Origin of the sequence: Actinomadura sp. NBRC 104425 (assembly GCF_030269545.1) — a bacterium.
GTDB classification, from domain to species: domain Bacteria; phylum Actinomycetota; class Actinomycetes; order Streptosporangiales; family Streptosporangiaceae; genus Spirillospora; species Spirillospora keratinilytica.
The window spans coordinates 81,749-101,707 of the sequence record NZ_BSTN01000003.1 but is presented as its reverse complement, the minus strand read 5'-3'; the positions used below and the strand labels follow the sequence as shown (position 1 = coordinate 101,707).

Sequence of the window (19,959 nt, the reverse complement as noted above, 5' to 3'; positions counted from 1 at the left end):
CCCGCGCGGCCGCGTTCCCGGCAGGGCGTTCCCCGCGCCCTCGCCGTTGGCGGAAAACCACAATTCCTATCAATTAAGTTGACTAGATGTGCCGACCCGCGTACGGTCATGGCCATGTCGCATCGGGTCCTGGGCTCGGCCCGCACCGCGGCGGCCGGGCCGCTGCGCGTCACACCGGTGGCCGGCCGCATCGGCGCCGTCGTCACCGGGGTGCGCCTGAGCGGCGACCTGCCCGACGGCGTGGTGGTGCGGATCTGGGACGCGGTGCTGCGCCACAAGGTGCTGTTCTTCCGCGACCAGCACCATCTGGACCCCGCCGGGCAGGTCGAGTTCGCCCGCAGGCTCGGCGAGCCCACCGTCGCCCATCCGGCCCTGCCCCCTTCGGACGAACGCCGGCACGATCGAGAACACGGCTGCGAACACGTCCTGGACGTCGGTGACGCCCGCGGCCGGCGCGCCGACGAGTGGCACACCGACGCCAGCTACACCGCCCGCCCGCCCAAGGCGGGGGTGCTGCGCGCGGTGCAGGTGCCGCCGCACGGCGGCGACACCGTCTGGGCCAACACCGCCGCCGCCTACGACGGCCTGCCGGTCGAGCTGCGGGAGGTCGCCGACCGGCTGTGGGCGCTGCACACCAACAGGTACGACTACGTCCGCCCGCACGCCGCCGGGGCCGGGCGGCGGCGCGTGCCGGTCACCCCGGTCACCTTCGAGACCGAGCACCCGGTCGTCCGGGTGCACCCGGAGACGGGGGAGCGCACCCTGCTGCTCGGCGGCTTCGCCCGCTCCGTCGTCGGCCTCAGCGACCGGGCCGACGCCAAGGCGCTGATCCGCCTGTTCCAGGAGCACGTGACCCGGCTGGAGAACACGGTGCGCTGGCACTGGGCGCCCGGTGACGTGGCGGTCTGGGACAACCGCGCCACCCAGCACCGCGTCGTGCACGATTTCGGCGACCGCCCGCGCAGCCTGCACCGCGTCGGCCTCGCCGGGGAGGTCCCCCTCTCGGTCGACGGGCGCCGCAGCGTCCCGCGCACCGGCCCCGCCGCCCGCACCGGCGGATGACCTGGCAGTGCGGTGCGGACGGCGGCCCCGGCGGCACCCGCCGGGGCCGCCGTCCGCGCGGTCAGACCAGGGCGGCGTCCAGGGTGATCTTGGTGCCGGCCAGGGCCTTGCTGACCGGGCAGCCCGCCTTGGCGTCCTGCGCGGCCTTCTCGAAGTCGGCCGCCGACAGGCCCGGCACGCTCGCCCGCACCGTCAGGTGGACGCCGGTGATGCCCTCGCCCGGCTGGAAGGTGACCTCGGCGCGGGTGTCCACCTTCTCCGGCGGCGTGCCCGCGCCGGCCAGGGCGTGCGAGAGGGCCATCGAGTAGCAGGTGGAGTGCGCGGCGGCGATCAGCTCCTCGGGGCTGGTGCGGCCGTCCGGCTCCTCGGCCCGCGACGGCCAGGTCACCTCGAAGGCGCCGACCTTGGAGGAGTCCAGCGAGACCTTGCCCCGGCCGCCCATGAGCGGCCCTTCCCAGTGCGCGTTCGCGGTACGTGTCGTAGCCATGACTCGATTCTTCACCATGGCCCCCGTGCGCCCGTTACGGCGGGCCGCCCAAAAACGCGTCAGGATCCGCCCGCGGCGGCCCGCCCATGCGCGCCTCCGGAAGCGCCGTCGGACGCGTTCTTGGACGAGTTATCGGACGCGGCGCAGGCGGCGCAGGTGCCGAACACCTCGACGGTGTGGGTGATGTCCACGAACCCGTGCTCGGCCCCCACGGCGTCGGCCCACTTCTCCACGGCCGGACCCGCCACCTCCACGGTGCGGCCGCAGCCCCGGCACACCAGGTGGTGGTGGTGCTCCTCGCTGCGGCAGGCGCGGTAGACGGCCTCGCCGTCGTCGGTGCGCAGCACGTCCACCTCGCCGGAGTCGCTGAGCGCCTGCAGGGCCCGGTAGACCGTGGTCAGCCCGATCTTCGAGCCGCCCGCCCGCAGGTCGGCGTAGATGTCCTGGGCGCTGCGAAAGCCCTCGCACTTGGCCAGGGCCTGCCGTACCGCGTTGCGGCGGGTCGTCGTCATCCCCCTCTTACCTCCGCCTCGGCTCTCGCGTCCGCCCGCGCCTCGCCGGGAAGCGGGGCCGGGACCGCGCGGCGCCGGCGCACCACCGACCCCCCGAGCACCGCGGCCAGGAAGATCGCCAAGGCCAGCAGCACGATCGAGGGACCCGGCGGCAGATCGTACTGGAACGACCCCGCCAGCCCCGTCACCGCCGACAGTACACCGACTCCCATCGCCACCAGCATGGTGGCACGGAAGCCCCGTGTCACCTGCTGGGCGGCCGCCACGGGGACGATCATCAGCGCGCTGACGAGCAGCAGCCCGATGGCGCGCATGGCGATCACCACGGTGATCGCGGCGGTTGCCGCGATCAGTACGCTGAGGAACCGGACGGGCAGCCCCGCCGCGCGCGCCACGTCCTCGTCCTGGCACAGCAGGAACAGCTCCCGGCCGAACAGCAGCACGACGCCGAAGACGACGACGGCCAGGGCGGCCACCACGTACAGGTCGCTCAGGGTGACGCTGCTGATCGACCCGAACAGGTAGGCCTGCAGGCTGGTGCCGCCGCCCTCCAGGTTGGTCAGCAGCACGCCCCCGGCCAGGCCGCCGTAGAACAGGATGGCCAGCGCCACGTCGCCGCCGCTGCGGCTGCGCGCGCGCAGCACCTCGATCGCGATCGCGCCGAGCACCGACACCGCCAGCGCGCCCAGCAGCGGGGAGGTGCCGGTGAGCAGCGCCAGGCCGATTCCGGTCAGCGCGATGTGCCCGACGCCGTCGCCCAGCAGCGACAGCCTGCGCTGGACGATGAACGTGCCGACCGCCGGCGCGGTCAGGCCGATGAGGACCGCGCTGACCAGCGCGATCCTCATGAATTCGTACTGCAGCATGTCCAGCATCGTCAGCCGGCTCTCATCTCGATCTCACCGTGGTGGGGATGCGCGCGCGGCGTCCACGCCGACGCCGGAGGCGCGCCGTCGTGCACGATACGCCCGTGCTCCAGGACGACGGCGCGGTCGACCAGCGGTTCCAGCGGCCCGAGCTCGTGGGCCACCAGCACCACGGCGCGGCCCTGGCGGGACAGGTCGCCGAGGACGGCGGCCAGCGCCTCCTGGTTGGCGGCGTCGACGCCCGCGGTCGGCTCGTCCAGCACCAGCGCGTCGGGTTCGCCCGCCAGCGCCCGCGCGATCAGCACCCGCTGCTGCTGGCCGCCCGACAGCAGGTGCGCCGAGTCGCGTGCCCGGTCGGCCAGGCCGACGGCGTGCAGCGCGGCGTCCACGGCGGCGCGGTCGGCGGACGAGGCGGGACGCCAGCGCGACTGCCGGGCCACCCGGCCGGACGCCACGACCTCGCGGACGGTCGCGGGCACGCCGCCGCCCATCGGCAGCCGCTGCGGCACGTACCCGATCCGCTTCCAGTCGCGGAACCGGGCGGGCGGGACGCCGTAGATCTCGGTGCGGCCGCCGGACAGCGGGACGAGCCCGAGCAGCGCCCGCACCAGCGTGGACTTGCCGGACCCGTTGGCGCCCAGCACCGCCACGAACTCCCCGGCGCCGACCCGCAGGTCGACGCCGCGCAGCGCCTCGCGGCCGTCGTAGCGGACGCGGCCGCCGGTCATCTGGAAGGGCGGGGCGGGGCTCATGAGCACTCCAGCGCGGTTCGCAGTGTGTCCAGGTTGCGGCGCATGACCGTCGGGTAGTCGTCGCCGGAGCCCTCCTTGACGCCCTCCACCGGGTCCAGGACGGCGGTGCGCACGCCCGCCTCCCGGGCCAGGGTCTCCGCCACCTTGGGGCTGACCAGCGTCTCGGTGAACACGGTGGTGGCGCCGGCGGCCTTGATCTCGCGGCTCAGCTCGCCCAGCCGGGCCGGGGACGGCTCGCCGGCCGGGTCCACCCCGGCGATGGAGACCTGCTTGAGGCCGTACCGGTCGGCCAGGTAGCCGAACGCGGCGTGCGAGGTGACGATCGTGGTGCGCTTGCAGGACTTCAGCCCGTCCCGCAGTTGCCGGTCGAGACGGCCCAGCTCGGCCGCCAGCGACTGCGCGCGGGACTTGTACCCGGCCGCGTGCGCGGAGTCGGCGGCGGCGAGCCGGTCGCCCAGCGCGGTGGCGATGGTCGCCATGCGGTTGGGGTCCAGCCACACGTGCGGGTCGTAGGAGACCTCCGCCTCCTCGTGGCCGTGCTCCTCCTCGGCGTGGTCCTCCTCGTGCTCGTGCTCGTCGCCGCCGGACGGGGCGGGCAGCGTCTTGACGACGCTCGCGGCGTCCAGCGACTTGTCCTTGGCGTGCTGCTCCACGGCCTTGTCCACGGCGGGCTGCACGCCCTTGACGTAGACGGCGAAGTCGGCCTCGCCGATGTCGGCGACCTGCCGCGGGGTCAGCTCCAGGTCGTGCGGCTCGGCGCCGGGCTTGGCGAGCGTGGCCACGGACGCGTCAGGACCGCCGACCTTCTGCGCCAGCCAGGCCATGGGATAGAAGGACGCGACCACCTCGGTGCCGCCGCCCTTGCCGCCCGCGGCGGCGTCGGAGTCTCCACAGGCGGTCAGGCCGAGCAGCCCGGCCGCGGCCACGGCGGTCAGGGGGACGGCGCGACGAAGCGCGCGAATGTGGGTGTGAGAGGCGAACACCCCTCAAGTGTGGACGAAGATGAAAACGGTTGTCAAAACCGACCAATCACATGACCTGCGGCGAATGCCGCAAGCAGCACCATGGCCGCGATGCGCAGGGCCCGTCCCGAGCCGTCCAGCACCGGCCAGTTGAGGTAGGCGAACCACGCCAGCACCGCCAGCAGCACCAGCAGCCCGGCCGCGCCCACCCAGCCGGTGCCCACCATGCCGACCGCCAGCAGCACGAACACCGCCACCAGCAGCACCCAGCGGGGCAGCCGGTGCAGGAACGCCACCGGCGTGGCGCTCAACCGCTCGACCGTCGCCCGTATTCCCGAGGATCCGCTCCCACTCCGCACGCCCCCAAACCTACGCCGGGCGCGGCCGGTCGCGCCGGACTGGGAAGATGGCCGCATGATCGCCATCACCCGGTACCGCGTGCCCGAGGAGCAGTCCGACGGGTTCGCCGAGCAGATGGGGCGGGTTCTGGACGCCCTGGCCGCCAGCCCCGGCTACCGCTCGGGACGGCTGGCGCGGACCGTCGACGAGCCGACGCTGTGGGCCCTGGTCACCGAGTGGGACGGCGCGGGCCACTACCGGCGCGCGCTCGGCGCGTACGACGTGCGCATGCGGTTCATCCCGCTGTCGGCGATGGCGGTCGACGAGCCCGGCGCTTACGAGGTCATCACCTCCCGCTGAGCCCTTCGGCGACCGCGGCCGCGGTCCTCCCGCAGTTGGAAAAGCCCTCGGAAAGGATCTTCTGGACGCCGTTTGGCGTCCGGTGAGGCGGGCGATCACTGCCGCGTCACGATCATGCCGGCCGGCCGGGGAGCCGGGGGCACGCCACCGGCGTCCTGGCCGGGCCCGTTCCGGACGGGCCCGGCGCGCGGCCGGGTTCACCGAGGGGAGCTGGGATGCGCCATGCCGCCGTGCTCACGGGTCTGCTGGGGGCGACGATGGTCGCCTCCCTCCTCGTGGCCGCCGCGCCGTCCGTCCCGCGGGCCGAGGCCGGACAGGCCGGGCGGGCCGGGACGGCGGCCGGCCGCCTGCGCGTCGTCGAATACCGGGGGGTGCGCGTCCCCGTCCCCGCGGGCTGGGAGGTGCACTGGCTGGACCGCGACCCGACCCGCTGCGTGCGGTTCGACCGGCACGCGGTCTACCTGGGACGCCCCGGCCCGCAACCCGACTGCCCCGCCCGCGCCGTCGGCCGCACCGAGGCTTTGCACGTCGCGCCGGTCGACACCGCGCCCGACGCGCGGCAGCGCCGTACCGGGGCCGTGCGACCCGACCGCCTGGCCCGCTTCACCGTGCCGCGCGACTCCGCCCATGAGGCCCTGCTGCGGCTGCCCGAGGCGGGCGTGCGGATCCACGCCACCTACGGCGACGACCCGGAGGGGCTGGAACGGATCCTGCGCGGCACCCTGCTGACCCCGTTCTGGACGCGCGCGTACCGCCCGCACGTCCCGGGCACGGCCGCGGACGACCCGCCGCCGGGCGGCTTCGTGCCCTCGCTGCTGGAGGAGGTCCTGCCGTGGCTGCAGCCGTCCGGCCCGGAGCCGACGGTGCCCCGGTCCGACGAGCCGCGCCCGCGCAAACCCCGGGCGCACAAGCCCCGGGGGCACAAGCCGCGTCCGCGCAAGCCGCGCAAGCGGTGGGTGCGGGCCAAGGGCTTCGACACCTGCACCGCGCCGTCCCTGGCCGCCATGGCCGCCTGGCGCCGGTCGTACAAGGTCGCCAACATGTACATCGGCGGCGCCGCGCGCGCCTGCGCGCAGCCCAACCTGAACCGGGCGTGGGTGCGCCGCGTCCGGAAGATGGGGTACCGCCTCATCCCCACCTACGTGGGCCTGCAGGCGCCGTGCACGCGATTCCGGCAGCGCTTCGCCCCCGAGGACGCCGCCGAGGAGGGGCGCTCGGCCGCCCGCGACGCGGTCCGCCGCGCCCGCGCCCTCGGCATCCCGCGGCGCAACCCGGTGTACTTCGACATGGAGGTGTACGACCACCGCCGGACCTGGTGCAGCCAGGCAGTGCTGACGTTCCTGCACCACTGGACGAAGACGATGCGCAAGCTGGGCTACGTGCCGGGCTTCTACAGCAGCGCCGGGTCGGGCGTCCGCGACGTCGGCAGCGCCCGGGGGATGGCCAAGCCCAAGGTGGTCTGGTTCGCGCACTGGGACGGCAAGACCGACCCCTACGACTGCCCGTACATGTCCGGCCGCTGGTGGCCGCCGCACAACCGCATCAAGCAGTACCGGGGCGGCCACCGGGAGACGCACGGCGGCGTCACCATCAACGTCGACAACAACATGGTCGACGGCCGGGTCTACTGACCGCTGCCCGCGGCCGTGCCGACGACACCCGGTGCCATGCTTGCGACCTGCGGATTCTCCGGGGCGATGCGCGGAGGCCGCCGCGGTTGCCCTAAGCTGGGGAGTCTCGGAGCGCCCGGGCCGCCACACCGCCCGCCCGCCGCGTTCCGCCACACCAACGGGGATCGCACTCACCCCGGCCCGTCGCGACGCTCCGCCGCCCGGACGGGGCCGGGACGTACGACAAGGACCCGCCGACCGCCAGCCGGATGGAGAAACGCATATGGCACGCCGTTCCGACGTGATGGACACCATCGTCAACCTCGCCAAGCGGCGGGGCCTGGTCTACCCGTCGAGCGAGATCTACGGCGGACTGCGCGCCTCCTGGGACTACGGCCCGCTCGGCGTCGAACTGAAGAACAACGTCAAGCGCCAGTGGTGGAAGGCCATGGTGCAGGCCCGCGAGGACGTCGTCGGCCTGGACTCGTGCGTGATCCTCGCCCGCGAGGTGTGGGAGGCCAGCGGCCACGTGCAGGCGTTCGTCGACCCGCTCACCGAGTGCCAGTCGTGCCACAAGCGCTTCCGGGCCGACCACCTCGAGGAGGCCTACGAGGAGAAGCACGGCAGGGCCCCGGAGAACGGCCTGTCCGACGTCAGCTGCCCCAACTGCGGCGTCAAGGGCTCGTTCACCGCGCCGCGCATGTTCAACGGCCTGCTCAAGACCTACCTCGGCCCGGTCGAGGACGAGTCCGGCCTGGCCTACCTGCGGCCCGAGACCGCCCAGGGCATCTTCATCAACTACCTCAACGTCCAGCAGTCGGCGCGGCGCAAGATCCCGTTCGGCATCGGCCAGATCGGCAAGTCGTTCCGCAACGAGATCACGCCGGGCAACTTCATCTTCCGGACCCGCGAGTTCGAGCAGATGGAGATGGAGTTCTTCGTCCGCCCCGGCACCGACGAGGAGTGGCACCAGTACTGGATCGACGAGCGGATGCGCTGGTACACCGACCTCGGCATCCGCAAGGAGAACCTGCGGCTGTACGAGCACCCGCAGGAGAAGCTGTCGCACTACTCCAAGCGCACCGTCGACATCGAGTACCGGTTCGACTTCGTCGGCAGCGAGTGGGGCGAGCTGGAGGGCATCGCCAACCGCACCGACTACGACCTGAGCACCCACTCCAAGGCGTCCGGCGCCGACCTGTCGTTCTTCGACCAGGAGGCCGGCGAGCGGTTCATCCCGTACGTGATCGAGCCCGCGGCGGGCGTCGACCGGTGCACGCTGACGTTCATGATGGACGCCTACGCCGAGGACGAGGCGCCCAACGCCAAGGGCAAGATGGAAAAGCGCACCGTGATGCGGCTCGACCGGCGGCTGGCCCCGGTCAAGGCCGCGGTGCTGCCGCTGTCGCGCAACGCCGACCTGTCCCCGAAGGCCCGCGACCTGGCCGCGCAGCTGCGCCGGCACTGGAACGTGGAGTTCGACGACGCCGGCGCGATCGGCCGCCGCTACCGCCGGCAGGACGAGATCGGCACCCCGTTCTGCATCACCGTCGACTTCGACACCCTCGACGACGAGGCGGTGACGGTGCGCGAGCGCGACTCGATGAACCAGGAGCGCATCGCGATCTCGCAGGTCGAGTCGTTCCTGGCCGCGCAGCTGGTCGGCTGCTGACGGCCGGATCCGCCGAGCGCTGCCGAACGGCGGCGGGGCCGCGCCCCCGGTGGGGGAGGGCGCGGCCCCGCGTCGTGTCCTGGGTCAGCCGGTTCGGATCACTCGGTGACGTACAGGCTCTGGTCGTAGGTGCCCGATCCGGGGGTGCTCTCGCCGAGCAGCTTGTAGTTGGCGGAGACCGTCGCGGTGGACGGGCACAGGAAGCTGCTGCCGCTGCTGATCTTGCTGACGGTGGCGTTGCTGACGCCGACCTGCGCCTCGGCCACGCTGGTGTCGCCGCGGTTGGGGTTGTCGGGGTTGTAGCCGTTGGCGGTCAGGTTGCCGCCGTAGATGCAGGTGATGCCGCCGAAGATGTTCACCACCGCGCGGACGCGGAAGTTGGCGATGGTGACCGCCGCGTCGCGGCCGCCGGTGTGCGCGGTGTCGTAGACGACGGTGCCCCCGGTCCACGGGAAGTTCTCGGGCGTGATGGTGGAGGAGACCGTGCCGCTGCAGGGGCCGCCGTTGGTGGCGAAGGTCGCCGAGTCGATGGTCAGGCCGGTGCCGTCGGACTGGATCGATCCGGTCAGCGTCGACTCGTTGCAGCTGCCCGAGCCGATGGAGGTGCTGACGGTGGCCGTCCCGAGCAGGGACGCCTGGACCCTGCCGGAGTAGGCGGGGGCGGTGGCCGAGCCCGCGCGGACGGTGGTCGTCGCCGCGGACGCCGCGGGGGCGGCGAGGGCGAGGGCGGCCAGGGACGCGACACCGATGACCGCGGTCCTTCTGAAATGCACCACCGGACTTGCTCCTTCCGGTTGCGGGGTGGGTGAACGCGAGGGTAATTCACCTTTTGCACCCCGACAATGACCTCGTTCAGCAACAAATTGGCCGAAATGGGACATTGATCGTTTCTCGGTAGGTGATGGGGGAAGCCCGGCAAACCGCTGGAAGGGATCCGATCCGAGCAGCCGGCCCGGCTGCTGCCCGAGCGGTGGTTCTCCGGCCCGAGCCCGAACCGGCGGTGAGATGATCCGGGCGGACCTGTGCGGCGTCGCCCCCGCGACCGGCCCGATGGGTTAACGTGGCCGGACAGGGACCGGCGGCGAGGCCGGCCCGAAGTGCGTGCCCGAGGGCCTGGGCCCTGCCGCCGCTGACGGGAGGAGACGCGCGTGCGCCGTTACGCTCCCCTGTTCGACGAGCGCGGCCGGCTGTCGCGGTTCCTGGTCGTCGCCCTGAGCCTGCTCGGACTCGTCGTCGCTCCGGCGGCCGCGGGAGCCGCTCCCGCGGCCGCCGGAGCGAGTCCGGTCATCCGCAGCGGGCAGCCCGCGGCGCCCGGCGGGGCCGCATCCGGCGGCACGGTCCGCGGCAGGTCGCCGGCGGCACGGTCCGCGGCCGCGCGGCACGTCCGCCAGTGCGCCCCTCGCGGCTGCCCGCACGCCCGCGACGCGGCGGCCGCGGCACGCGACCTCGGCGCACCGCACTCCGGGGCGCCCCTGGCGGCCGTCCTGCCGGGCGCCCCCGCCCCCGGCCCGCTGCCGCAGACCGGTGTACGTCCCGCCGGGCAGGCGCAGTACGCGACGTCCGCCCGGATCTCGGCCGCACGCGGCCGCGCCCCTCCCTCCTCCACGACGACCCGGCTGATCTGATCCGACGACCGGCGCACGCCGGTGCACGCGGCCGCCCGCCGACGGGGGCCGCACTCCTCGTGGAGGTACTCCCTTGTCTCGCGCCAACGCGGTGCGGGCACTGCTGTCTGTCGCGGTGCTCGCCGCGTCGCTGTTCTTCGTCCTCACCGAACCCGCCCGCCTCGGCCTCGACCTGCGCGGCGGCACCCAGATCGTGCTGGAGACCCGGGACTCGCCGCACGCCAAGGCCGACGCCGCGGCCACCGACCGGGCCCGCCAGGTGCTCGAACGCCGCGTCAACGCCCTCGGCGTGGCCGAGTCGTCGCTCACCCGCTCCGGCGAGCGGCGCATCATCGTCGAACTGCCCGACGTGCAGGACCCCGCCCGGGCCGCCGAGGTGATCGGCAAGACCGCCCAGCTCACCGCCCACCCCGTCCGGGTCAACGACGGCAGCCCCGCTAAGGGCGAGCAGCTGCTGCCCGACGAGCAGGGCCGGCAGATCATGCTCGGCCCCGCCGCGCTGACCGGCGACGGCATCGGAGCGGCCGAGGCCGGATTCGACTCTGAGAACCTCGGCGGCTGGTACGTCACCGTCAAGTTCCGCGGCAAGGGCGGCGGCATCTGGGAGCGCATCACCGCCCGGGCCGCCTGCGCCACCGGCGACGAACGCCGCATCGCCTTCGTCCTGGACGGCCGGGTCATCTCGTCCCCGCAGGTCACCGCGGACGTGCCGTGCAATGTGGGGATCACCGGCGGCGCCACCCAGATCACCGGCGACTTCACCGCCAAGGCGGCCCGCGACCTGGCCGCCCTCATCCAGGGCGGGTCGCTGCCCGTCCCCGTGAAGATCATCGAGCAGCGGGTGGTCGGCCCGACCCTGGGGGACGAGGCGATCGAGGCGAGCCGGCAGGCCGCCGTGATCGGCGTCGTGCTCACCGGCCTGTTCATCATCGCCGTGTACCGGCTGGTCGGCGCGCTGGCCGCCGTCGCGCTGGCCTGCTACGCCCTGATCTCCTACGCCGCGCTGGTCATGGTGGGCGCGACGCTCACCCTGCCCGGCCTGGCCGGGTTCGTGCTCGCGGTCGGCATGGCCATCGACGCCAACGTGCTGGCCTTCGAACGGGCCCGCGAAGAGTACCGGGCGGCGCCCCGGCGCGGCGTCCGCGCCGCCCTGTCCGCCGGCTTCGACAAGGCCTGGTCGGCGATCGCCGACTCCAACATCACCACCCTGCTGGCCGCCGGGCTGCTGTTCTTCCTGGCGTCCGGCCCGGTGCGCGGCTTCGGCGTCACCCTCACCATCGGCGTGCTGGCCTCGATGTTCTCGGCGATGCTGCTCAGCCGCGCCCTCACCGAGGCGGTCGTGGCCCGCCGGGCGGTCGCCCGCCGCCCGGGGCTGACCGGCCTGGGCTCCATCGGCAGGCTGCGCGCCTGGCTGGACCGCCGCGACCCGGATCTGATGCGGCACCGCCGGCTGTGGCTGGGCGTCTCCGCGCTGTCGGTGGCGGTCGCGCTCACCGGGATCTTCGTGCGCGGGCTGAACTTCGGCGTGGAGTTCACCGGCGGTCGGCTGGTGGAGTACTCCACCAGCCGACCGGTCGACATCGACGACGCCCGCGCCGCCGTCTCCTCCGCCGGGTTCCCGCGCGCGGTCGTGCAGACATCCGGCACCGACGACATCTCCGTGCGCACCGAGAACCTCAGCAACACCGAGGAGAAGCGGATCCGCGACGCCCTGGCCGCCGAGGGCGGCACCGTCACCAAGCAGCGCGACGAGCTGATCGGCCCGACCCTGGGCGACGAGCTGCGCCGCAAGGCGCTGATCGCGCTGGCCGTGGCGCTAATGGTGCAGCTGGCCTACCTGGCGATCCGGTTCCGCTGGACGTTCGGGGCGGGCGCGGTGCTGGCGATGTTCCACGACGTCGTCGTGGTGACCGGGGTGTTCGCCTGGCTCGGCAAGCCGATCGACGGGGTGTTCCTGGCCGCGCTGCTGACGATCATCGGGTATTCGGTGAACGACTCGGTCGTGGTGTTCGACCGCGTCCGGGAGCTGTGGCGCGACGACCCGAAGGCGCCGTTCGCCCGCGTCGCCGCCCGGGGCGCCCTGCAGACCGTGCCCCGCACCGTGAACACCGGCATGGGCGCGATCTTCATCCTGGCGGCGCTGGCGCTGCTGGGCGGCGACTCGCTCACCGACTTCGCCATCGCCCTGCTGGTCGGCATCGTCGTCGGGACGTTCTCCAGCGTGTTCACCGCCACACCGCTGGCGATCGTGCTGCAGGGCCGCAGCAAGACTCCGGCGCCCCAGCACAAGAAGCCGCACCGGCCCGCCCGCCGGCCGGGCGACTCGGGCGCCGTCATCTAGGTTCCCTCCGTCCACCCGGCGCCCCTGCGCGGGCCGCCGGGTGGACGCCGGACCCCGTCCCCGGCGCCCAGAGCCGTTGTCGTCTTCGGACCGTGGCCCGGCTCGCAGGATCCGAGTCGCAGGCCACGGCCGGGGGGTGCGTCAGGCCAGCGGGGGCTGGCGCTCGTGGTCCTCGGCGCGGATCACCTGCATCACGGCGTTGATCAGCGCCAGGTGGGTGAACGCCTGGGGGAAGTTGCCCATGTGCCGGCCGGTGTGCGGATCGATCTCCTCGGCGTACAGCTGCAGCGAGCTGGCGTAGGAGAGCAGCTTCTCGCACAGGGCCTTGGCGCGCTCCAGCTCGCCGATCATCACCAGCGCGCTGACCAGCCAGAACGAGCAGATGGTGAAGGTGCCCTCGTCGGAGTTGAAGCCGTCGTCGGTCTCCGCCGGGCGGTAGCGCAGCACCAGGTCGTCCTCGGACAGCTCGTCGGCGATGGCCAGCACCGTCTCGCGGACCCGCTTGTCGTCGGCGGGCAGGAAGCCCAGCAGCGGGATCAGCAGCGCCGAGGCGTCCAGGGCGGTGGCGCCGTAGTGGGCGGTGAACACCCCGCGCTCGTCCAGGGCGTTGGCCAGCACGTCGGCGTGGATTTCGTCGGCCGCCTTCTGCCAGCGCTCGGCCATGGCGAAGTCGCCGCGGATGCGCGCCAGCCGGGCGCCGCGGTCGGCCGCCACCCAGCAGAACACCTTCGAGGAGGTGAAGTGCTGCGGTTCGCCGCGCACCTCCCACATGCCGCAGTCCGGCAGCCGCCAGTTGGCCAGCGCGTCCTCGACCTGCTTGACGACGATCTTCCACAGCCGGTCGTCCAGCCGGTCCCGCTTGCGCACGAACAGGTAGATGGAGCCGATGATCGCGCCCCACACGTCGTGCTGGGCCTGCATGTACGCCTCGTTGCCGATGCGCACCGGACGGGCGTTGTCGTAGCCGGTCAGATGGTCGAGGGTGGACTCGGGCAGCTCCTCGCGGCCGTCCAGCCCGTACATGATCTGCAGCTTGCCCTCGGCGGCCTCGGCCACGTCGGTGATGAAGTAGAAGAAGTCGTTGGCCTCCCAGTCGTACCCGAGGGTGTAGAAGGCCCACAGCGCCATCGTGGAGTCGCGGATCCACGTGTACCGGTAGTCCCAGTTGCGGTCGCCGCCCGGTGACTCCGGCAGGGACGTGGTCGCCGCGGCCGCCACCGCCCCCGAGGGCGCGAACGTCAGGCCCTTGAGGGTGAGGGCGCTGCGCTGCAGGTGGCTGCGCCAGGGGTGGTCGGGGAAGCGGCCGCGGTCCAGCCAGTGCTGCCAGTGGTGCACCGTCCAGGTCAGGCGCTCCTGCGCCTCCTCGTAGCTGTGCGGGGGCTCGTGCTCGCTCCACGACAGCGCCACGAACCGCGAGTCGCCCTGCTTGAGCAGGGTGCGGGCGGTGGCCAGCGACCCTTCGAAGCCGATGTTCATGTCGCTGGTCAGGCGCAGCGACACGCCGTTGCCGCGCGCGACTGCCTCGTGGTAGCCGAGGCCGTAGTGCTCCCACCGGGCGGGGGCGCGCCCGTAGTCGAACACGGGCATGCAGTCCAGCCGGACCTGCACCTGACCGTTGACGCAGCGCACCATGCGCAGCAGCACGTGGTCGGCGTCGTAGTCGGTGGGGGCGCGCCGGTGGGTGTGCGACCGCTCGGTCTCGTGGTGCCAGGGGCCCATGAGCAGCGCGTCGGTGACCACCAGCCAGCCGCCGTGGACCCACCAGGTCGTCTCCAGCACCATGGTGCCGGGGATGTAGCGCCGCGCGGCGGGCACCTCCACGCCCGCGGGGCCGACCCGGAAGTACCCGGCGTCGCGGTCCAGGATCGAGCCGAACGCGCTCGGCGAGTCCATCCGGGGCAGGCACATCCATTCGATGTTGCCGCTCGGCGCGACCAGGGCGGTCGTCTCGCAGTCGGACAGGAACCCGAAGTCGGCGATCGGGGCGAACGGGTCTCCCACGCGGCCACCGGCGACCATCGGCCTCACAACCTCACCTCCTCTTTCCATGATTCCCTTTCGAATGCGGTGCTTTGACCATGTGACGGCCGTGTTTCCTCGGTTGCGTGTCTGGAATGTCGTTATTGGAATAGACCACTGCGCCCGGCCCTACCTGCGCAAACGCACGCAGCGTAACGGAGTGACGAGCGTGCGCGTCCAACGCGGGTACAGTCCCGGCAAACAGGGCGGCGCGCGCCAAATCGGTGGTGCCCGGGGGTGTCCCCGGTCACGGTGCGCCCGCCGCCCGTCACCTGGCCGCGCGCCACGCGGCAGGACCGGACCGCGAAGGAGGGCCCCGTGCCGAAGCTGGTGTACGACTTCACCGAAGGCAACAAGGACCTGCGGGATCTGCTGGGGGGCAAGGGCGCCAACCTCGCCGAGATGACCAATCTCGGCCTGCCCGTGCCGCCGGGCTTCACCATCACCACCGAGGCGTGCCGGTACTACCTGGAGCACGGGGAGCTGCCCGGCGGGCTGGCGGAGGAGGTCGACCGCCACCTGTCGGCGCTGGAGGAGACCATGGGCAAGCGGCTCGGCCAGCCCGACGGCCCCCTCCTCGTCAGCGTACGGTCCGGGGCCAGGTTCAGCATGCCGGGGATGATGGAGACCGTCCTCAACATCGGCCTCAACGACGAGTCCGTGGCGGGGCTCGCGGCCCAGGCGGGCGACGAGCGCTTCGCCTGGGACTCCTACCGGCGGCTCATCCAGATGTTCGGCAAGACCGTGCTGGGCGTCGACGGGGATGTGTTCGAGGACGCCCTCGAGGCCGCCAAGAAGGCCAAGGGCACCGACCAGGACACCGACCTGGACGCCGCCGACCTGCGCGGCCTGGTCGGCACGTTCAAGCAGATCGTCCGCGAGCACGCCGGACGCGACTTCCCCACCGACCCGCGCGAGCAGCTGGACCTGGCGATCAAGGCGGTGTTCACCTCGTGGAACGCGCCCCGCGCCGTGCTGTACCGGCGCCAGGAGCGCATCCCCGCCGACCTCGGCACCGCCGTCAACGTGGTCGCCATGGTGTTCGGCAACATGGGCATGGACTCGGGCACCGGCGTCGCCTTCACCCGCGACCCCGCCACCGGCCGCCAGGGCGTCTACGGCGACTACCTGCAGAACGCCCAGGGCGAGGACGTGGTCGCCGGCATCCGCAACACCGTGCCGCTGACCGAGCTGGAGCGGCTCGACCCCCGCTCCTACGCCGAGCTCCTGCGAATCATGGAGACGCTGGAGAACCACTACCGCGACATGTGCGACATCGAGTTCACGATCGAGCGCGGCAAGCTGTGGATGCTCCAGACCCGGGTGGGCAAGCGCACCGCCGCCGCGGCGTTCCGCATCGCCTGCCAGCTGCTCGACCAGGGGCTCATCGACGAGGACGAGGCCGTGGCGCGGGTCACCGGCGACCAGCTGGCCCAGCTGATGTTCCCCCGCTTCGACGCGGCGCAGGCCGACGGGAGCAAGCTGCTGACCACCGGCATGAACGCCTCGCCCGGCGCCGCCGTCGGCAAGGCCGTCTTCTCCTCCGAGCGGGCGGTGGAGCTGGCCGGGCAGGGCGAGGACGTCATCCTGGTGCGGCGCGAGACCAACCCCGACGACCTGGCCGGGATGGTTGCGGCCCGGGGCGTGCTCACCTCCCGCGGCGGCAAGACCTCGCACGCCGCCGTCGTGGCCCGCGGCATGGGCAAGACGTGCGTGTGCGGCGCCGAGGAACTGGACGTCGACGTGCGGGCCGCCCGCTTCACCGCGCCCGGCGGCGTGACGGTCCAGGAGGGCGAGACCATCTCCATCGACGGCACCACCGGCCGGGTCTACCTGGGCGAGGTGCCCGTCGAGGACTCCCCGGTGGTGCGCTACTTCGAGGGCGCGCTCGACCCCGGCGAGGGCGACGAGCTCGTCCAGGCCGTGCACCGGATCATGAAGCACGCCGACGCGCGGGCGCGGCTGGGCGTGCGCGCCAACGCCGACACCCCCGAGGACGCCGCGCGGGCCCGCCGCTTCGGCGCGGGCGGCATCGGGCTGTGCCGCACCGAGCACATGTTCCTCGGCGACCGCCGCCGCCTGGTGGAACAGCTGATCCTGGCCGAGACCGACGACGAGCGGCGCACCGCCCTGGCGGCGCTGGAACCGCTCCAGCGCGCCGACTTCGAGGGCATCCTCGAAGCCATGGACGGGCTGCCGGTCACGATTCGGCTCATCGACCCCCCGTTGCACGAATTCCTCCCCGACCTCACCGAGCTGGCGGTCAAGGTCGCCCTGGCCGGCGGCGACGCCGACCCCCGGGACCGCAGGCTGCTGGAGGCGGTCCGCCGGCTGCACGAACAGAACCCTATGTTGGGACTGCGGGGTGTGCGCCTGGGTTTGGTGATTCCCGGGCTGTTCGCGATGCAGGTCCGGGCGATCGCCCACGCGGCGGCCCGCCGGGTCGCGGTCGGCGGCGACCCGCGGCCGGAGATCATGATCCCGCTGGTCTGCGCCGTCCAGGAATTGGAGGCGGTGCGCGACGAGGCCCGCCGGGTGCTGGCCGAGGTGCGCGAGGAGACCGGCGTGGACGTGCCCGCGCTGATCGGCACCATGATCGAGCTGCCCCGGGCGGCGCTGACCGCCGGGCAGATCGCCGAGGCCGCCGAGTTCTTCTCCTTCGGCACCAACGACCTCACCCAGACCACCTGGGGCTTCTCCCGCGACGACGTGGAGGCCGCCTTCTTCGGCCGCTACCTGGAGCTGGGCGTGTTCGGCGTCTCCCCGTTCGAGACGCTGGACCGCGAGGGGGTCGGCCGGCTGGTGCGCATCGCCGTCGAGGAGGGCCGCGCCACCCGTCCCGACCTGAAGCTCGGCATCTGCGGCGAGCACGGCGGCGACCCCGAGTCGGTGCACTTCTGCCACGAGGTCGGGCTGGACTACGTGTCCTGCTCGCCGTTCCGCGTGCCGGTGGCGCGGCTGGAAGCGGGGCGCGCCGCGATCAGCGCCGCCGGCTCCGACAGCCGCTGACCGGCCGCCGGCCGCCTGGGCGGCGGCCGGCGGCACGCCGCACTCGGACGGCGGCCGGGGGCCGCCTGCGCCGACGATTCGGAACGTCGGCGTATCCCCGGCCGTCTCAACTAACGTGTCGAGTGCGATGACGTTGGAGATGGAGCTGCCCGGCCCCGACGTCCCGGAGGGGCCGGGCGACGACAGCGGCGGCAGCGGCGAGGGCGAGCGGCGCGGACGGCGCGCCCGCCGCCGCCCCCGCTGGTTCGTGATCACTGTGAGCGTCGTGCTCGGGCTGCTGGCCGTGGCCGTGCTGACGCCGCTGACCGTGGCGTGGCGCGTGTGGTACCAGGCCCGCCAGGACGAGCGGCCCCGCTCCGACGCGATCATCGTGCTCGGCGCGGCGCAGTACAACGGCGTGCCCTCGCCCACCCTGCAGTGGCGGCTGCAGCACGCGCTGAACCTGTACCGCGACGGGGTGGCGCCGGTGATCGTCACCGTGGGCGGCAAGCAGCCCGGCGACAACTACACCGAGGCCGACTCGGGCAAGCGGTGGCTGGTCGACCGCGGCGGGGTGCCCGCCGACCGGGTGGTGTCCGTGCCGGTCGGCGCCGACACGCTGGAGAGCATGAAGGCGGTGGGCGCCGAGTACCGGCGGCGCGGCTGGCGCACCGGCGTGATCGTCACCGACCCCTGGCACGGCCTGCGCTCCAAGCGGATGGCGAGCGACAACGGCATCGAGGCGGCCTCGTCGCCGACCCGCAGCGGCCCCAGCGTGCAGACCCGCGACACGCAGTTCCACTACATCGTCCGCGAGACCGGCGGGTACCTGTCGTACGTGCTGTTCGGAAAGAGCGTCGCGGTGCCCAGCGAGACGATCGTCACCACGCCCGGCCAGTGACGACGGCGCCGGTGCGCGGCCTACCCTGGATGGGGCGATGAGCAACTACGCAGACCGCGACCGGGAGCGCTGGGCTCCCGAGCCGCCCAAGCGCCGTGACCGCACCGCCTTCGAACGCGACCGGGCCCGGGTGCTGCACAGCGCCGCGCTGCGGCGGCTGGCGGCCAAGACCCAGGTCGCCTCGCCGGACGCCACCGCCGAGAACCACGTGCAGAGCCTGCGCACCCGGCTGACCCACTCGCTGGAGTGCGCCCAGGTCGGGCGGGAGCTCGGCAAGTCGCTGGGCTGCGACCCCGACCTGGTGGAGACCGCCTGCCTGGCCCACGACATCGGGCATCCGCCCTTCGGGCACAACGGCGAGGCCGCCCTCGACGTGGTCGCCCGCGACTGCGGCGGCTTCGAGGGCAACGCGCAGAGCCTGCGCGTGCTGACCCGGCTGGAGCCCAAGTCGTTCGCGCCCCCGGGCCCGCCCCTGTACGGCCGCAGCGTCGGCCTCAACCTCACCCGCGCCGCCCTGGACGCGTCCATGAAGTACCCGTGGACGCAGGACGAGTCGGTCAACGGCAAGTTCGGCGTCTACCAGGACGACCTGCCCGTGGCGCGGTGGGTGCGCGACGGCGCCCCGGCCGGGCGCACCTGCTTCGAGGCGCAGGTCATGGACTGGAGCGACGACGTCGCGTACTCGGTGCACGACCTGGAGGACGCGCTGGTCGCCGGGCACGTCACCTTCGACCGGCTCGCCGACCCGGCCGAGCGCCGCCTGGTGTGCGCCACCACCCGCAAGCTGTACTGCGACGCCACGGGCGCGCCGGGCGGGGGGACGGCCGCGCCGCTCGACGCCGACCTGGGCGAGCTGGAGGAGCGGTTCGCCGCGCTGCTGGCCGAGCCGTACTGGCCGGACCGCTACGACGGCACCCCCCGCGCCCTGGCCGCCTTGAAGAACCTCACCAGCACGCTGATCGGCCGGTTCTGCCTGGCCGCGGAGGACGCCACCCGCGCCGCCTACGGCGACCGTCCGCTGACCCGGTACGGCGCCGACCTGATCGTGCCGCGCGCGCAGCGGCTGGAGTGCGCGCTGCTCAAGGGCGTCACCGCGCACTACGTGTGGATCAGCCACGAGGCCGCCCGGGCCCGCCAGCGCGAGCTGATCATGGAGCTGGCCGAGCTGATGCTGCGCGGCGCGCCCGGCACGCTCGACGCCGCGTTCCGCGCCGCCTACGTCGAGGCGCCCGACGACGCGGCCCGGCTGCGCGCCGTCGTCGACCAGATCGCCTCCCTCACCGACACCTCCGCGATCGCGCGGTACAGGGCGCTGTCCGGACGCGGCGAATAGCGCGGGACGGACGGCGTCCCGCGGCGTCCTGCGGTGTTCCCCGGCGGCCGGGGGCGGAACGGGCCGTTCTGCTGCGCGCGGTCCTTCCTTGGCTCCTGCTGCGGGTGGGCCTTGTCCCGTTCGGGGCACA

The 19,959-nt window shown here is 73.3% G+C and carries 17 protein-coding genes; 9 read left to right on the top strand and 8 right to left on the bottom strand.

The window, feature by feature from the left end:
- Positions 1-114: 114 nt before the first annotated feature.
- The gene (locus QSK22_RS06290; RefSeq protein WP_285493029.1) at positions 115-1,062 is read left to right on the top strand and encodes a TauD/TfdA dioxygenase family protein; all 948 of its coding nucleotides are present in this window, start codon (positions 115-117) and stop codon (positions 1,060-1,062) included.
- A 61-nt stretch (positions 1,063-1,123) separates the two neighbouring features.
- Here QSK22_RS06290 and QSK22_RS06285 read toward each other — a convergent pair whose 3' ends face one another.
- Genes QSK22_RS06285 through QSK22_RS06260 form a run of 6 tightly spaced genes read right to left on the bottom strand, consistent with a single transcriptional unit; the run spans position 1,124 to position 5,057 of the window.
- Positions 1,124-1,549 carry an OsmC family protein gene (locus QSK22_RS06285; RefSeq protein WP_285493028.1) on the bottom strand — a complete coding sequence of 142 codons (426 nt, stop codon included), beginning with the start codon at positions 1,547-1,549 and terminating at the stop codon, positions 1,124-1,126.
- 59 nt (positions 1,550-1,608) lie between these two features.
- Complete coding sequence (locus tag QSK22_RS06280; protein WP_285493027.1) at positions 1,609-2,061, bottom strand: Fur family transcriptional regulator; 453 nt, start codon at positions 2,059-2,061, stop codon at positions 1,609-1,611.
- Positions 2,058-2,936: a metal ABC transporter permease gene (locus tag QSK22_RS06275; protein WP_285493026.1), complete on the bottom strand. Its 879-nt coding sequence runs from the start codon at positions 2,934-2,936 to the stop codon at positions 2,058-2,060. The genes QSK22_RS06280 and QSK22_RS06275 overlap by 4 nt, the downstream gene beginning before the upstream one ends.
- 2 nt (positions 2,937-2,938) lie before the next feature.
- A complete protein-coding gene (locus QSK22_RS06270) occupies positions 2,939-3,679 on the bottom strand; it encodes a metal ABC transporter ATP-binding protein (RefSeq protein WP_285493025.1) in 741 nt (246 codons plus the stop codon).
- Positions 3,676-4,662 carry a metal ABC transporter substrate-binding protein gene (locus QSK22_RS06265; RefSeq protein WP_285493024.1) on the bottom strand — a complete coding sequence of 329 codons (987 nt, stop codon included), beginning with the start codon at positions 4,660-4,662 and terminating at the stop codon, positions 3,676-3,678. The genes QSK22_RS06270 and QSK22_RS06265 overlap by 4 nt, the downstream gene beginning before the upstream one ends.
- Positions 4,663-4,694: 32 nt before the next feature.
- Positions 4,695-5,057: a DUF6703 family protein gene (locus QSK22_RS06260; RefSeq protein ID WP_352231420.1), complete on the bottom strand. Its 363-nt coding sequence runs from the start codon at positions 5,055-5,057 to the stop codon at positions 4,695-4,697.
- Between QSK22_RS06260 and QSK22_RS06255 the strand changes: the two genes are divergently transcribed.
- The 3 genes from QSK22_RS06255 to QSK22_RS06245 all read left to right on the top strand — a co-directional run bounded on the left by QSK22_RS06255 (position 5,056) and on the right by QSK22_RS06245 (position 8,622).
- Entirely contained in the window at positions 5,056-5,340 is a 285-nt protein-coding gene (locus tag QSK22_RS06255) for an antibiotic biosynthesis monooxygenase family protein (protein WP_285493022.1), read from the top strand. The genes QSK22_RS06260 and QSK22_RS06255 overlap by 2 nt on opposite strands.
- A gap of 215 nt (positions 5,341-5,555) precedes the next feature.
- Positions 5,556-6,971, top strand: coding sequence for a DUF1906 domain-containing protein (locus QSK22_RS06250; protein WP_285493021.1), 1,416 nt, complete (start codon positions 5,556-5,558; stop codon positions 6,969-6,971).
- Positions 6,972-7,233: 262 nt separating this feature from the next.
- The gene (locus QSK22_RS06245) at positions 7,234-8,622 is read left to right on the top strand and encodes a glycine--tRNA ligase (protein ID WP_285493019.1); all 1,389 of its coding nucleotides are present in this window, start codon (positions 7,234-7,236) and stop codon (positions 8,620-8,622) included.
- Between the two features lie 98 nt (positions 8,623-8,720).
- Here QSK22_RS06245 and QSK22_RS06240 read toward each other — a convergent pair whose 3' ends face one another.
- Positions 8,721-9,395: a hypothetical protein gene (locus QSK22_RS06240; protein ID WP_285493018.1), complete on the bottom strand. Its 675-nt coding sequence runs from the start codon at positions 9,393-9,395 to the stop codon at positions 8,721-8,723.
- A gap of 375 nt (positions 9,396-9,770) precedes the next feature.
- Between QSK22_RS06240 and QSK22_RS06235 the strand changes: the two genes are divergently transcribed.
- Both QSK22_RS06235 and secD read left to right on the top strand, forming a co-directional pair.
- Positions 9,771-10,247 carry a hypothetical protein gene (locus tag QSK22_RS06235; protein ID WP_285493017.1) on the top strand — a complete coding sequence of 159 codons (477 nt, stop codon included), beginning with the start codon at positions 9,771-9,773 and terminating at the stop codon, positions 10,245-10,247.
- Positions 10,248-10,320: 73 nt separating this feature from the next.
- Positions 10,321-12,588: a protein translocase subunit SecD gene (gene secD, locus QSK22_RS06230; protein ID WP_285493016.1), complete on the top strand. Its 2,268-nt coding sequence runs from the start codon at positions 10,321-10,323 to the stop codon at positions 12,586-12,588.
- Between the two features lie 141 nt (positions 12,589-12,729).
- Here the strand turns inward: secD and QSK22_RS06225 are convergent, their stop codons facing one another.
- The gene (locus QSK22_RS06225) at positions 12,730-14,589 is read right to left on the bottom strand and encodes a glycoside hydrolase family 15 protein (protein WP_285493015.1); all 1,860 of its coding nucleotides are present in this window, start codon (positions 14,587-14,589) and stop codon (positions 12,730-12,732) included.
- A 336-nt stretch (positions 14,590-14,925) separates the two neighbouring features.
- On the opposite strand from QSK22_RS06225, the gene ppdK reads away from it, so the two are divergent.
- The 3 genes from ppdK (at position 14,926) to QSK22_RS06210 (ending at position 19,829) form a co-directional block, all read left to right on the top strand.
- Positions 14,926-17,616: a pyruvate, phosphate dikinase gene (gene ppdK, locus QSK22_RS06220; RefSeq protein WP_285493014.1), complete on the top strand. Its 2,691-nt coding sequence runs from the start codon at positions 14,926-14,928 to the stop codon at positions 17,614-17,616.
- Positions 17,617-17,743: 127 nt separating this feature from the next.
- Positions 17,744-18,496 carry a YdcF family protein gene (locus QSK22_RS06215; RefSeq protein ID WP_285493013.1) on the top strand — a complete coding sequence of 251 codons (753 nt, stop codon included), beginning with the start codon at positions 17,744-17,746 and terminating at the stop codon, positions 18,494-18,496.
- Between the two features lie 37 nt (positions 18,497-18,533).
- Entirely contained in the window at positions 18,534-19,829 is a 1,296-nt protein-coding gene (locus QSK22_RS06210) for a deoxyguanosinetriphosphate triphosphohydrolase (protein ID WP_285493012.1), read from the top strand.
- Positions 19,830-19,959: the final 130 nt, after the last annotated feature.